This window comes from Kribbella sp. NBC_01505 (assembly GCF_045040285.1).
Lineage (GTDB): Bacteria > Actinomycetota > Actinomycetes > Propionibacteriales > Kribbellaceae > Kribbella.
Genome location: NZ_CP109425.1, coordinates 8,603,547 through 8,617,522 on the forward strand (window position 1 = coordinate 8,603,547; position 13,976 = coordinate 8,617,522).

Annotated in this window: 11 protein-coding genes; 5 read left to right on the forward strand and 6 right to left on the reverse strand. The window is 67.9% G+C overall.

Translation table 11 applies throughout. The annotated features are described in order from the left end of the window. The first annotated feature begins 91 nt into the window (after positions 1-91). The gene (locus OG474_RS40435) at positions 92-976 is read left to right on the forward strand and encodes a hypothetical protein (RefSeq protein WP_405058952.1); all 885 of its coding nucleotides are present in this window, start codon (positions 92-94) and stop codon (positions 974-976) included. On the opposite strand, the gene OG474_RS40440 is transcribed toward OG474_RS40435, so the two are convergent. The 6 genes from OG474_RS40440 to uvrA form a co-directional block, all read right to left on the reverse strand. Further along, positions 977-1,249 carry a hypothetical protein gene (locus tag OG474_RS40440; protein ID WP_405058953.1) on the reverse strand — a complete coding sequence of 91 codons (273 nt, stop codon included), beginning with the start codon at positions 1,247-1,249 and terminating at the stop codon, positions 977-979. Further along, complete coding sequence (locus OG474_RS40445; RefSeq protein ID WP_405058954.1) at positions 1,239-5,282, reverse strand: hypothetical protein; 4,044 nt, start codon at positions 5,280-5,282, stop codon at positions 1,239-1,241. Before OG474_RS40445 ends, OG474_RS40440 begins: the two co-directional genes overlap by 11 nt. Before the next feature lie 49 nt (positions 5,283-5,331). Continuing rightward, a complete protein-coding gene (locus OG474_RS40450; protein ID WP_405058955.1) occupies positions 5,332-5,703 on the reverse strand; it encodes a DUF6507 family protein in 372 nt (123 codons plus the stop codon). A gap of 37 nt (positions 5,704-5,740) precedes the next feature. Next, positions 5,741-6,046, reverse strand: a complete 306-nt coding sequence (locus OG474_RS40455) for a hypothetical protein (protein ID WP_405058956.1) — start codon at positions 6,044-6,046, stop codon at positions 5,741-5,743. A gap of 13 nt (positions 6,047-6,059) precedes the next feature. After that, positions 6,060-6,455, reverse strand: coding sequence for a hypothetical protein (locus OG474_RS40460; protein WP_405058957.1), 396 nt, complete (start codon positions 6,453-6,455; stop codon positions 6,060-6,062). Between the two features lie 170 nt (positions 6,456-6,625). Further along, entirely contained in the window at positions 6,626-9,685 is a 3,060-nt protein-coding gene (gene uvrA / locus OG474_RS40465) for an excinuclease ABC subunit UvrA (protein ID WP_405058958.1), read from the reverse strand. A gap of 228 nt (positions 9,686-9,913) precedes the next feature. Here uvrA and OG474_RS40470 point away from each other — a divergent pair, with 228 nt between their 5' ends. From OG474_RS40470 to OG474_RS40485, 4 genes are all read left to right on the forward strand, one after another. After that, positions 9,914-10,573 carry an MBL fold metallo-hydrolase gene (locus tag OG474_RS40470; protein WP_405058959.1) on the forward strand — a complete coding sequence of 220 codons (660 nt, stop codon included), beginning with the start codon at positions 9,914-9,916 and terminating at the stop codon, positions 10,571-10,573. Continuing rightward, a complete protein-coding gene (locus tag OG474_RS40475) occupies positions 10,552-10,947 on the forward strand; it encodes a hypothetical protein (protein WP_405058960.1) in 396 nt (131 codons plus the stop codon). The genes OG474_RS40470 and OG474_RS40475 overlap by 22 nt, the downstream gene beginning before the upstream one ends. Positions 10,948-11,165: 218 nt before the next feature. Continuing rightward, the gene (locus tag OG474_RS40480; protein WP_405058961.1) at positions 11,166-11,708 is read left to right on the forward strand and encodes a TetR/AcrR family transcriptional regulator; all 543 of its coding nucleotides are present in this window, start codon (positions 11,166-11,168) and stop codon (positions 11,706-11,708) included. 85 nt (positions 11,709-11,793) lie between these two features. Further along, entirely contained in the window at positions 11,794-13,968 is a 2,175-nt protein-coding gene (locus OG474_RS40485) for an MMPL family transporter (protein ID WP_405058962.1), read from the forward strand. Positions 13,969-13,976: the final 8 nt, after the last annotated feature.

Genomic DNA, 13,976 nt, shown 5'->3' on the forward strand with positions numbered 1-13,976 from the left:
AAGTTTCCTCCGCTGACCAGCCCGCTTCTCGCGGGGGACTTCTACCGATCGGATCCGCCACACACTCTAGTGGTGGCCAGAGGTCAATTGAATGACACCTACCGACCACCACGCGGCGATTCTTGACGTGCTCAGCGAACTGGCGCCGATCTGGCTGCCTGGCACCACTGTCGATCGCGAGCAGCGTACGGTCGAGGTCGGCTGGGGCCGCGGTGCCAGCCAGATGTCGGCGGTGGTCGACGTTTCGGAGATCGTCGAACGTTGCCAACAGCTACCAAGGCGGCTGTGGCCGGAGCAGATCGAGGCGTGGTTGCTGGCCGTCGTCGCCGAGGGCGAACTCGCCACCGAGGAGCACCGGTACGGCGACGTCGCCGAGCGGCAGCGGACCCTCCTGGTTCAGCGTGGCTGGTCTGCCCGGACCGCCGGGCCGGTTGCGGACGTCCTACTGCCGTTCGGGGACTACTTCGAGGTCGTGGTGTTCATCCGGACCGGAGCACAGTTGCGCCGACTGACAGTCGTCCGGCGATCGATGCTGGGGCTCGGCGATCCGGACGTGCCGTCTCCGGTGCAGTTGACCCTCGCCGAGATCACCGGCCTGACTGCTGTGGACGCCGGAAACTTCTCGTTCTTGCGACGTGCCGGCGATCCGCTGATCTCGATGGCACTGGTCGACCGCGAGACGATGTTGCCAGCAGCATCTATCGGGGCCGGTCTGCTGGTGGGCGTACCGCGGTTGAGCACAGTTGGATACTGCCCCGCGGATGCCGGACAGGAACGCGCCGACGAACTCGCGCGGTGGATCGCGCAGACCTATCGGGACGCACCGGACCAGTGCTCGCCCGATCTGTTCTGGCTGCAAGGGGACCAACTCGTCCACGTCCCTGTCACGCTGGCTTCGCCGCCGACCGCCATACTGCCGGGCGCGCTGAAGCCGCAGCCGCGACGAACGTGGCTGCGGCACCTCTTCGGACGCTGACTAGCGGCTGGGTTGCGGGCTGGCGGGACCGGTCGTCGAGCCGTTGACCGGCTGCTGCTTCTGCTGGTCCTTGGCCATCGACGTCTTGTAGTACGAGACGCCGGCACAACCCGCGCAGGCGACCGCCGCGATCACCACGCTCGCGAACACCTTGCCGGTCTGCTCGTTCAACGTGTTCCGGATCCGGTCTGCCCCGAACAGCCAGGCCTCCCGCAGCCGGCGGCGGCGAACCGCCACCGACTCGATCACCTGCGTGCCGTAACTACCCGACATCGGGCGCACCTCCTGCCAGGTGGGTCGGCGCCGCACCCTCCACGAAAGGTCCACCATAGTCGCGGACATACACGTGCCAGGTCTCCGTCTCCGGATCAAAGCGCTTGGCGGTCGGGTAGAAATCGGTGTGCGGCAGGTGCACGACCTCCTGGATGCCGATGTGCTTGTCGCGCAGGAACGTGAGGTCCTTGCCGTGCCGGCTGTCGATGTGCAGTTGCACCTTGCCCGGGTGGCTGGCCTCCAGTTGCTTGTCCGAGTGCGTGAACGCCTTCTCGCGCACAGTGCCACCGACCACGTACCGATCCAGGAAAGACTGGATCTTCGCGGGGTCCGTCCACCCGATGCCCCGGTGCACGAGCGCCTTGGTGTCCGGCAGCTTGTGCAATGCCGACATCGCGTTGCGGACGATCGGACTCGCCTCGACTGCCGGGTCGCCGTCGCGCAGACCACGGTTGATGCCCTGGTGATCCATCTGCAGCAGCTTCTCGGTCGCCTCGATGTCGACGTCGGTCAGGTCGTCGATCCCGTCACCGAGCTGATCCCGGCCACGTTCCCGATGCAGTTGCATCCGGCCCGCGTCGTACTTCGGGAACCGCTCACGGAAAGCCGCCTGGTCCGCGTCCGACGCCCGGAACTCCTTGTCACCCATCGGCCACCCGTCCGCGGCCGAGTCCGGCGTGTCCGGGTGGTTCTTGTAGAGGTCGTCGAGCTTGCGGTCCAGATCGGTCGGAACCGCGTCCGCGTCGGGATGGTTCTTGTACAGGCGCTCCAGATTGTTCTCCGCCTGGGGCTGCCGTGACTCGGGCCGGTGGGAATCGGGCTGGTGGGGATCGGGCTGGTGATTGCTCGGCGAGGCAGGCCGAGGCTGCTCCGGAGACGGCCGCGCGTGCCGCGACGCCTCACGAGGTTGTCCCGGGTCGCCTGGTTGACGGTCCGCCTTGCGGATGTCGTCACGCGGAACCCGCTGCGTCGCATCTGGATCCTCATGCGGCCGGCGCGGACTACCCTGCCCGTCCGCCTTACCGATCTCGTCACGCGGAACCCGCTGCGTCGCATCTGGATCCTCATGCGGCCGACGCGGACTACCCTGCCCGTCCGCCTTACCGATCTCGTCACGCGGAACCCGCTGCGTCGCATCTGGATCCTCATGCGGCCGGCGCCCCTCCGGCACACGGTCCAGGTCTGGGACGTGGGTGCCGTCCGGGGAACGCGTCGGATGCGGAGCTTCGGGCGTTCCGTCCAGAGTGTGCGGACTCGTGGGTTCCGGCGCGTGCCGGCCTTCTGGCACGTGTGACGCCGGAGTTGCAGGCGAGTCCGCCGGTTCGGGCCGGCGTTGCCACTCGGGACGGCGAATGCCGTCGCCCTCGGGCGACGCGGCCGGACGGCGCGGCGGCGCCTCTGGCGCGTCTTTACCCTCAAGACGAGCCTGAAGGTCACTGAGCGGGCGCTCCGGTGTTTTGGGCGACTCTCCACGCGGCGGCTGCTCGTGCGGTGGCGTCGGCGCTGCAGGCTGGTCCGGCTGCCGTCCTGAGTCGGGAGTCCGGTTCCCGGGCTCCCTGCGGCCGTCAGGAGTCTTGTCGGCATCCATGCCGTCGTGAGGCTGCCGCCCCTCAGAACCGCCTCGCGTCGGGGTCGAGGGCGGTTCCTTGCCGCCGAGACGATCCGCTATCGACGGCTTGCCGTAGTCGCCACGGTTCGGGGTCGGCTGAGTCTCCGGCGTGCGGGGCGGGCGACCTCCCTCAGGTGTGCGACCCGACGGCGTACCGGGAGTACCGCTGTGCGGAGCATCTGGTACTCCGGTGTGCGGAGTGCCCGGCGTACCAGGGTGCGGCATGCCGGGCGTCGGCAGGTAGGGCGGGCTGACGACGGCCGGATCTGCTGGCCGGGTCGCGGGTGCGGTCGGGTTGGTCTCCGGTCCATGCGGACCTTCGGGCGTTGCCGGAGGCTCAGCGGTAGGCGGCGTTTCCCGCGGCCTGCCGGGAAGATCGCCGGGGGTATGCACCTTTCCCGGAAGGTCGCTGGACGGGTGAGACGTCCCCGGAGTGTCGGGGGTATGAGGCGTTGCCGGGGGCGTCGGCCGGCCCTGGCCAGTGTCCGAGCGAGGAGGCGTGCGGCCGGGTGGGGTGCCGGGCTCGTCGCCCTTGTGCCAGTCGTCGTTCGACTTGACCGGACCGACCGGCTGCTTCAGATCAGGACCATCGGTGCGGCCGTGCCCGCCGACCTGGGGGTCGACCGGCGGATGCTGCGCAGTCGGGTGACCAGGCCCGTCGACTCTTCCGGGAGGAGACGCTGGTTCGCCGGTCCGGCCCGGTCCGGTTCCAAGTTCACCGTCCGATGCGGGCGGGTTGCCCGGCTGCCCGTGCGTACCAGGTGGCGTGGTGCCCGGTGTCGTACCGGGCGTGGTGCCCGGTGTCGTACCGGGCGTGGTGCCCGGTGTCGTACCGGGCGTGCTGCCCGGTGTCGTACCTGGTTCGGTGTGGGAAGGCGGCGTGGGCCCCGGGCCATCGCCCGGCCGCCCGTGGGCACCTGGCATACCAGGGGACGGGTTGGTCGGAGGAGGCAGCACCGGGTCCGGGTGACCGCTCGGCGTGGACGGATCCGGGTGTGATCCCGGAGTGGTCCGCGGCGTCGTCATCGGGTCCGCGTGAGCCGGCACCCCGGGGTCGGCATGAGAGCCGGGAACCGAGACCGGGTCGCTCGGATGTGGGACAGCTGACGGGTGCGTCAGCGGTGTGGACGGCGTCGCGTCGACCTTGCCCACAGGCACGTGCGCCGGGACTGTCGTAACGTCCGGGACCTTCGGCACCGCGTAGGGCTTGAAGCGGTCGCCCATGATCGGGATCTTCTGTAGACCGTCCGTGACAGCTTTCACCCCGGGAACCCTGTTGGCCAGGGCGAGTACACCGTCGTGAGCCGCGACCTTCGCGGCGGCGGCGGCGTCGGCGGCCTTGGCTACCTTCGCACCGACGGCTCCGAACTTTCCTGCCAGGGCCGCGCCCTTGACCCCGGCGCCGGCACCACCCGTACCGACCGTGGTGACGATGTTCGTCAGGACCATGCCCAGGGCTTTCGCGGGATTCTTCGACCACTCGTCCCAGGCGGAGATTCCCTTCAGCATGTTGACACCCGACTCGCCCAGTTCTTTGACGAACTGGGGACGGGTGTCCAGTCCGGTGAGCTTGTCGAAGGCCCACCACTGCAACTCGACCGCACCGAACATGATGTGCTGACCCAGTTGGCCGACGCCCTTCAACGCTTCCCAGGACTTCCCCCAGGTCGGGATGTCGTACTTGAGCTCGTTGTGCGCCCAGTCGCGCAAGGCGGGGATGCTTCCGAGCGCCGGCAGGACCGGGATCAGAGTCAGCAGGCCTTCCACGGACTCCCCGACGGTGGTCAGGATTCCCAGGCCGAACTGACCGAGCTCGTGCAGGGCGTCCATGATCCACGGCTCATCGAACTCTTCGGTGGTTCCCCAGGCCGGCGGTGGCGGGTCTCCCTCGGGAGCCGCCTGTGGCTCCTCACCTTCGCGCAGTCCGGTCTCGGAGTTCCACTGCTTGCCACCCTGCAACCCGGCGATCGCGTTGGCACAGGCGATAGCGCCTTCACGGAACTCTTTCATGATCCGCGTGACGTCGCCGACCATCCGGTTGTTCCAGTCGACCATCATATGGTCGGCCCGCCAGTCCGGGTTGGCATCCTTCTTCTTGTGCCACTCGAATCCCTGCAGGCGAATATCTTTGAGCGTCTTCAGCCGCGGGGCGATGAAGTCACGCATGTTCAGCAGGTGCTGGGCCATCGCCGGCAGACTCGGACCGAACTTGTTCAGCTCGGTCTGGACCTTCAAGGTCGACATGAACAGCTGCTCGCCCTCGGGCGCGTGGTAGACCTCGCGCAGCCCCTGGAACTTCTGGTGCACATCGTTGCCCAGGGTGGCGAACTTGGGCCCCAGATCGCGGAATTGCGGACCACAGGAGTCGAGCGTCTCCAGGACATTGGTCAGCGTCGAGATCGGGATGCCGTTCGGTTCGATCATGTCAGTTCAGTCCTCGTTCACACGGGTCGAGTTGCTGCCTGCTGCGCCGTCATATCGCCTTCGCCCCGCCACTGCCGTAGTCGGGATCACCGGGCTGGGGCGGCGTGTAGCCGGCGGCTGCCTCACGCTGAGCGTTCAGCACCATCTCGTTCTGCCCATCGATATAGGCCTTGGTCGCGTTGTAGGCCCCGGTGATCGAGGCACCGACCTGCTTCGCGGCCGATTCCAAGCTCGGGCCCCAGTGCTCGGAATACTCACCGATCGCCACCGCGATCACGCCGAACATCAAATCGTTCGTGCCGACCATCGCGTTCCGGATGTTGTCGCTGTACTGCTTGGCCAGCGGATCGAACTGCGTGGCCGCCGTCTGGGTGTCCGTCAGCACCTTCTGCACACCCTCGGGCCTGATATCCCAGTCCACTGCTACTCCTCAGACTTGCCGCCGGACCTGACCGCGTTCAGCCGCCGATGCTGTCGGCGGCGGCCTGTGCCTTCTTCATCGCGTCCCTGGCGGTGTTGTCGTTCTTGGCCATCGTGTCCTGCACAGCCTTGATGGCACCCAGCGTCGCGTCCGCCGCGGTGTTGAACTTCGCTTCCTTGGCCAGGTAGGTGTCCATGGCGCCGTCGATCTTCGCCTGCGCCGAGGCCTTGTCCACATTGCCCCGATGCTGCTCGATCAGCGCGGTGATCTGGCCCGAGAGCGCGTTGATCGCGGACTGGACCTGGGCGGAGACGCCGGTGTCGTAGCTGTTCTTGTCGCTCATTTCAGTCCTGTCCTCAGCCCTTGAATTTGGCGGCGTCGAAGCCCGAGTTCTTCTTGGCCCGGTTCGCCTCGTCAGCCATCGCAGTCTGCCCGGCGTTCAAGGCGGCATCCATGCCCTGCTGGCCCTGGGCGATACTGCCCATTCCCATGTTCAGGTCGTAGGCGATCTGGTCGACGTTGGCCTTCAGACCGTCGAAGGCGGCCTTGCCCGCACCCTCGATCTTGCCCTCGAGAGGCGCCGCCACCTCAACAAGCTTCTTCACCAGGCCACCGAGATCCTGGGTGCTGGTCGAAGTCTGCTTCGCCAGGTTCCCCAGCGCCTGATCGACGATTTCCCACTTTTGGTTCACTGTGTCTCCTCCTGAATTCGGCACGCCGCGAACGCCACCATAGACGGAGCGCCGGGTCATTCCGTTCACCTGCCCGGCCTCGTTGATACAGGCAACTATCCGGTACGCGCTCGTCGCGGGGTGAGGCCCACGCGGCCGTTCCTGGGAAGCTTTGAACCCCAGCCGCAAACCTTCTCCGACCTGCCAGCCGGGCTTCGGTCCCAGCCGAAGCCCGACGCGCTACGTCGGTGTCAGCCGGCGACGCGTTTGCGCGCCGGCGCCTTCTTGGCCGGAGCCTTCTTCGCGGCGGCCTTCGTCGCCGTAGCCTTCTTCACAGGTGCAGCCTTGGCGGCAGCCGCCTTGGTAGCCGTCGCCTTCTTGGCCGGGGCGGTCTTCTTCGCGGCTGCCTTCTTGGTCGGTAGGGCCTTGGCTTCGGCGGCCAGGACCTTCGCGCTCGGCTTCGCGGCGCGGCCCTCCAGGATCTCGCGGAGGAACTCGCCGGTGTACGACGCGGGGTTCGCCGCGATCTCCTCCGGCGTCCCCTCCCCCACCAGCGTGCCGCCGCGACGGCCGCCGTCGGGACCGAGGTCGATGATCCAGTCGGCGGTCTTGATCACGTCGAGGTTGTGCTCGATGACCAGCACCGAGTTGCCCTTGTCGACGAGCCCACCGAGAACACCGAGCAGTTTGCGGATGTCCTCGAAGTGCAGACCCGTGGTCGGCTCGTCCAGCACGTAGACCGTGCGGCCGGTCGACCGGCGCTGCAGCTCGGAGGCCAGCTTCACGCGCTGCGCCTCACCACCGGACAGGGTCGGCGCCGGCTGCCCGAGCCGGACATACCCGAGACCCACCTCGACGAGCGTGGTCAGGTGCCGGGAGATCGCCGGGATCGCCGCGAAGAACTCCGCCGCCTCCTCGATCGGCATGTCCAGGACATCGGCCACCGTCTTGCCCTTGTAGTGCACCTCGAGCGTCTCGCGGTTGTACCGCGCGCCGTGACACACCTCGCACGGGACGTAGACGTCCGGCAGGAAGTTCATCTCGATCTTCAGCGTGCCGTCGCCGGAGCAGGCCTCACAGCGACCGCCCTTGACGTTGAACGAGAACCGCCCCTGCAGATATCCGCGGACCTTCGCCTCCGGCGTCTCCGCGAACAGCTTGCGGACGTGGTCCCAGACGCCCGTGTACGTCGCCGGGTTCGACCGCGGGGTGCGGCCGATCGGTGACTGGTCGACGTGGATGACCTTGTCGACCTGGTCCATCCCGGAGATCTTGGTGTGCCGTCCGGGCACCGTGCGGGCACCGTAGATCTGCCGCGCCAGCGAGGTGTAGAGGATGTCGTTGACAAGCGTCGACTTCCCCGAGCCCGACACTCCGGTGACCGCGACGAACACCCCGAGCGGGATGGTCACGTCGATGTCCTGCAGGTTGTTCTGGCGGGCGCCGTACACCGTGAGCTCGCGGCCTTCGGTGAGTGGCCGACGAACCGCGGGGATCGGGATCTCCTTGCGGCCGGACAGGTACGCACCGGTGATGGAGTCCGGGTGGTTGCGCAGCTCCTCGACCGTGCCGGAGACGACGACCTGGCCGCCGTGCTCCCCCGCGCCCGGGCCGATGTCGACCACCCAGTCGGCGTGGTCGATGGTGTCCTCGTCGTGCTCGACCACGATGAGCGTGTTGCCCAGGTCCTTGAGCCGGACCAGGGTGTCGATCAGCCGCCGGTTGTCGCGCTGGTGCAGACCGATCGACGGCTCGTCCAGCACATACAGCACGCCGACCAGGCCGGAACCGATCTGGGTCGCGAGCCGGATCCGCTGCGCCTCACCACCGGACAGCGAGCCCGCCGGCCGGCTGAGCGCGAGGTAGTCCAGGCCGACGTCGAGCAGGAACCGCAGCCGCTCGCCGATCTCCTTCACCACCCGCTCGGCGATCTGCTTCTCGCGCGGCGACAGCTCCATCCCGCGCAGGAAGTCGTGCACCTCGTCGATCGACATCGCGCTGATCTCGGCGATGTTCTTGCCGCCCAGGGTGACCGCCAGCGAGATCGGCTTCAGCCGGGCGCCGTTGCAGGCCAGGCACGGGACCTCGCGCATGTACTCCTCGAAGCGCTCCCGGCCGGTGTCGCTGGACGCCTCGGCGTGCCGGCGCTCGACATACGGAATGACGCCTTCGAAGGTCGTGTAGTAGGACCGCTCGCGGCCGTAGCGGTTCTGGTACGACACGTGCACTTGCTTATCGTGCCCGGTGAGCAGCGACTTCTTCGCCTTCGCGGGCAGCTCGGCGAACGGGGTACTCGTCTTGATCTTCAGGTCCTTGGCCAGCGCCCCGAGCAGACGCTCGAAGTACTGCGAGACGTTCGCGCCGGACCACGGCTGGATCGCGCCCTCTTCGAGCGACTTCTCCGGGTCCGGGATCAGCAGCTCCGGGTCGACCTCCATCCGGGTCCCGAGACCCGAGCAGACCGGGCAGGCGCCGTACGGCGAGTTGAACGAGAACGACCGCGGCTCCAGCTCGTCGATCGCGAGGGGGTGGTCGTTCGGGCAGGCGAGCTTCTCGGAGAACCGGCGCTCGCGGCCCGGGTCCTGAGCGGGGAGGTCGACGAAGTCGAGCAGCAGCAGGCCACCGGCCAGATTCAGCGCGGTCTCGACCGAGTCGGTCAGGCGCTGCTTGGCCGAGCCCTTCACCGCGAGCCGGTCGACGACCACCTCGATGGTGTGCTTCTTCTGCTTGTCGAGCTTCGGCGGCTCGGTGAGCTGGATGATCTCGCCGTCCACCCGGGCCCGGGCGAAGCCCTGGCCGCTCAGCTGGCGGAAGAGATCGAGGTACTCCCCCTTGCGGCCGCGGACGACCGGGGCGAGCACCTGGAAGCGGATGCCCTCCTCCAGCTCCAGCACACGGTCGACGATCTGCTGCGGTGTCTGCCGCGCGATCGCCTCGCCGCACTCGGGACAGTGCGGCCGGCCCGCGCGGGCGAACAGCAACCGCAGGTAGTCGTAGACCTCGGTGATCGTGCCGACCGTCGAGCGCGGGTTGCGCGAGGTCGACTTCTGGTCGATGGAGACCGCCGGCGACAGACCTTCGATGAAGTCGACGTCGGGTTTGTCCATCTGACCGAGGAACTGCCGTGCGTACGCCGAGAGTGACTCGACGTAGCGCCGCTGGCCCTCGGCGAAGATCGTGTCGAAGGCCAGGCTGGACTTCCCGGAGCCGGACAGCCCGGTGAAGACGATCATCGCGTCCCGGGGCAGGTCGACCGAGACGTCCTTCAGGTTGTGCTCACGTGCTCCGCGCACGATCAGACGGTCAGACACAAGCTCACTCTCAGACGTTCTCGGGGGTTGACCGGGGCATGCCCCGTGATGCTAACGAGGCCCACCGACAAAAACTTCCGGCAGCGGATCTCAGGGCCTTCACTGGTGGATCGGTCGGCGCTGAGCGGAGCAACCGTGTTCGAAAGTATATTCGATCGGAACCGGCTTCCGCGCAAATCGGGCGGGGTGCGAGGATCGGGTACCCACCTAGAATCCAGGAGCAGGCGCATGCCGGAGTACCACGGAAACGTCGAGGTCGGCGGACCCGCACAGACCCACGAGCTGGCCAAGCTGATGATCACCAAGATCGCGGTCGGCCCGATGAACAACAACGCCTACCTGCTGCGCTGCCGGCAGACCGACGAGCAGGTGCTGATCGACGCCGCCAACGACGCGAGCACGCTGATCACCCTGATCGGCGACGGCGGCCTGGCCCGGATCGTCACCACCCACCGCCACGGCGACCACTGGCAGGCCCTCGCCGAGGTCGTCGCCGCCACCGGCGCCACCACGGTCGCCGGCCGCTTCGACGCCGAGGGCATCGACGTACCGACCGACCAGCTCGCCGACGAGGGCGACCAGATCTCCGTCGGCGACTGCCGCCTGCGCGTCGTCCACCTCGTCGGCCACACCCCCGGCTCGATCGCCCTCGTGTACGACGACCCCGACGGCGCCCCGCACGTCTTCACCGGCGACTGCCTCTTCCCCGGCGGCGTCGGCAACACCGAGAAGGACCCGAAACGCTTCGCGTCCCTCGTCGACGACGTCGACACCAAACTCTTCGGCACCCTCCCCGACGAGACCTGGGTCTACCCAGGCCACGGCGGCGACACCACCCTCGGCACCGAACGCCCCCACGTAGCCGAATGGCGCGAGCGCGGTTGGTAGCCGCACCACGGTGGGCACCACGCCCACTGACCGCTGACGAGCAGGACGTCCTCGACCTCCTGCTCTCAGCAGACTTCCCCGGAGCACCCGACCTGCGCATCCAGGCGACCAGCGCCCAGTCCGTCGGCGGCTGCGCGTGCGGCTGCCCGTCCATCGACCTACTCGTCGCGGACCAGGCAGCACCCCGGGCGCCGATGCCGGGTCGGCTGGTTCCCGCGGAACTGCAGGTCGAACCGGACGCGGACGGCGTACCAGGCTCGGTGATCCTGTTCGTCGACGACGGCCTGCTGAGCTACCTCGAGTACGTCTACTACACGGACGAGGTCCCCACCACCTGGCCGACCACAGCCCAGCTGTCCGTAAGTCTCCGGTGAACTAGCCGACCACATCGAGCACCCGGGTGATGGCGGTGATGACTGCCGTCTCCCGCCCGGGTAGGTGTCGATGGTGAGCCGGATGGCGTCGGGGTGCATCAGGATCACTTGGTCAGTGTGTCGGGTTCGGGCGTGGGGCGCCTCGGGATTTCGTGATGCGGGGCACAATCCTGACCGATCGGTTGAAAACTGGCCGATCGGTCAGGCATGCTGTGGGCATGACCACTCCGGCGCGTGAGCGCACCCGGCACGAGATCGTGCGGCAGGCGGCGGGGTTGTTCCAGGGGCGTGGGTTCAGCGCGGTGTCGTTGCAGGACATCGCGTCGGCCGCGGGGTGTTCGAAGGCGACTGTGCTCTACCACTTCAACGGCAAGGCCGCCGTACTGGCCGCGGTGCTGGAGCCGGCTGCGGCCGACCTCGCCGTGATCGTGGCGGCTGCCGGCAAGATGTCGCGCACTGACGCGCAGGAGTACACGATCGGGCAGTTCACCGATCTGGCCGTGCGCTACCGCGGGGTGATGGATGTGGTCCAGGAGCTGATACCGGTGATCGAAGAGGTGCCGGAGTTGGGGCAGCTCGTCGCGGACGGTATCCGGCTGAAGGACTACCTCGCCGGGTCGGACGATCCGCTGGAGCAGGACCTGGCGGGATTCGCCATCAACGGCCTGATGGGTGAGTGCCGCTTCCCCGGCGACCGCAACGACGAGGAGTTGCGCCGGTTCTGCGACATCGGCCTGCGCCGCCTGCTCAGACCCAGCTGATCACACCAGAGTTTTGTTCCACCGGTCTGCCGACAGTTGAGGGGCGGCCGGCTTCTGCCCGCACGTCAGAACGGATGCCTTTCCGATGGCCAACCTCCTGTACCGGCTCGGCCGGTTCTCCTACCAGCGGCGGCGCCTGGTCGCCGCGATCTGGGCGGTGATCATCGTCGCGCTCGGAGTCGGTGCGCTGACCCTCGGCGGCAAGACGACGAACACCTTCTCGATCCCGGGGACCGAGTCGCAGCGCGCGCTCGACGCCCTCAAGCACGACCTCCCGGCGGCCAGTGGCGCGTCGGCGACCGTCGTGGTCAAGGCTCCGGAAGGCAGGACGCTGGCGGACCCGAATGTGAAGGCCGCCGTCGGCGCGACCGTCGCCAAGGCCGCGAAGGTGCCGGACGTGATCGCCGCGATCGACCCCTTCACCAGCAAGGCGATCAGCCCGGACGGGCGGACCGGCCTGATCAGCATCCAGTTCGCCAAGCCCGCCGACGAGTTGTCCAAGGCAACCACCGAGGGGTACGACGGCCTGTCCGGCCTCAGCACGGGTGACCTGCAGGTGGTCCCAGGTGGTCAGGTGGTCGGCGGCGTACCGGAGATCGGCGTCACCGAGATCATCGGTGTGGTCGTCGCGGCACTCGTGCTCGTGATCACCTTCGGCTCGCTCGTCGCAGCCGGTATGACCTTGCTGACCGCGCTGCTCGGCGTACTGGCCGGCATGGCCGGGTTGTTCATCGTGACCGCGTTCACCGACGTGTCGTCGACCGGCCCGATCCTGGCGCTGATGCTCGGCCTCGCGGTCGGCATCGACTATGCGCTGTTCATCAGTTCGCGGCACCGCACCCAGCTCGCCGAGGGCCTGGACGCCGAGGAGTCAGTGGCACGGGCGACCGCGACCGCGGGTTCCGCTGTGCTGTTCGCCGGGGCGACGGTGGTGATCGCGCTGGCCGGGTTGTCGGTGGTCGGCGTACCGTTCCTCACCGCGATGGGACTCGCGGCCGCGGCGACCGTGCTGACCGCCGTACTGGTCGCACTCACGCTGGTGCCGGCCATGCTCGGCTTCATCGGTGACCGGATCCTGCCGCGCAAGATCCGCAAGGCACCGGCCGCGGTACCGGTCAAGGAAGGCTTCGGGTTCCGGTGGGGACGGTTCGTGACGCGCTTCCGCGTGCCGATCGTTGCCGTCGGCATCATTGGCTTGGGCTTGCTCGCGATCCCGGCCAAGGACATGCGGCTCGCGCTGCCCGACGGCGCCTCCGCGGCGGCCGGCAGTCACCAGCGGGTCGCCTACGACCTCACCGCCGAGGCCTTCGGCCCGGGTGCCAACGGCCCGCTCATCGTCGTGGTGAAGAGCACTGACCCGAAGGTCTCCGGCGCGATCGTCCAGCAGGTGCTCGCGAAGGCGCCGAGCCTGCCGGACGTCATCGCGGCGCAGCCCGCAGCGGCCAGCCCGGACGGTACGACGCAGTTGCTGCAGATCATCCCGAAGAGCGGACCGGCCTCCGAGGCCACCAGCGACCTGGTGAAGACCGTCCGGGACACGGTCAAACCGCTCGCCACAAACGGCGCGACGATCTCGGTGACCGGTAACACGGCCGTCGGTGTCGACGTATCCCAGAAGCTGGCCGACGCGCTGCCGATCTACCTCCTGCTGATCGTCGGGCTCTCCTTCCTGCTCCTGCTGCTGGCGTTCCGCTCGATCCTCGTCCCGCTCAAGGCGACCCTCGGGTTCGTCCTCACGATCGGCGCGACCTTCGGCATCACGGTCGCCGTCTTCCAGCAGGGCCACCTCGCGAGCCTCTTCGGCATCGACAACCCGGGCCCGATGGTGAGCTTCCTGCCGATCATCATGATGGGCATCCTGTTCGGCCTGGCGATGGACTACGAGGTCTTCATCGTCTCCCGCGTCCGCGAGGAGTTCGTGCACGGCAAGCCCGCCACCCCCGCCACCGTCGAAGGCCTCGGCCACGGCGCCCGGGTCGTCACCGCGGCCGCCCTCATCATGGCCTCGGTCTTCGCCGGCTTCATCCTCGTCCACGACCCGATCATCAAGGCCATCGGCTTCGGCCTCACGATCGGCGTCCTGATCGACGCCTTCATCGTCCGCATGACCCTCGTACCAGCCGTCCTCAGCCTCCTCGGCAAGGCCGCCTGGTGGTTCCCCAAGTGGCTCGACCGCATCACCCCGAACGTAGACATCGAAGGCGAATCCCTCCGGGTCCAAGAAAAGCCCGAACCCAAAGAACTAGCCGAAGTCCACTGAGCATGTGA

Excerpts from the sequence above, each read along its gene's own strand:
- OG474_RS40435 (WP_405058952.1), top strand. The coding sequence starts at position 92 with ATGACACCTACCGACCACCACGCGGCGATTCTTGACGTGCTCAGCGAA.
- OG474_RS40440 (WP_405058953.1), bottom strand. The coding sequence starts at position 1,249 with ATGTCGGGTAGTTACGGCACGCAGGTGATCGAGTCGGTGGCGGTTCGC.
- OG474_RS40445 (WP_405058954.1), bottom strand. The coding sequence starts at position 5,282 with ATGATCGAACCGAACGGCATCCCGATCTCGACGCTGACCAATGTCCTG.
- OG474_RS40455 (WP_405058956.1), bottom strand. The coding sequence starts at position 6,046 with ATGAGCGACAAGAACAGCTACGACACCGGCGTCTCCGCCCAGGTCCAG.
- OG474_RS40460 (WP_405058957.1), bottom strand. The coding sequence starts at position 6,455 with ATGACCCGGCGCTCCGTCTATGGTGGCGTTCGCGGCGTGCCGAATTCA.
- OG474_RS40470 (WP_405058959.1), top strand. The coding sequence starts at position 9,914 with ATGCCGGAGTACCACGGAAACGTCGAGGTCGGCGGACCCGCACAGACC.
- OG474_RS40475 (WP_405058960.1), top strand. The coding sequence starts at position 10,552 with ATGGCGCGAGCGCGGTTGGTAGCCGCACCACGGTGGGCACCACGCCCA.
- OG474_RS40480 (WP_405058961.1), top strand. The coding sequence starts at position 11,166 with ATGACCACTCCGGCGCGTGAGCGCACCCGGCACGAGATCGTGCGGCAG.
- OG474_RS40485 (WP_405058962.1), top strand. The coding sequence starts at position 11,794 with ATGGCCAACCTCCTGTACCGGCTCGGCCGGTTCTCCTACCAGCGGCGG.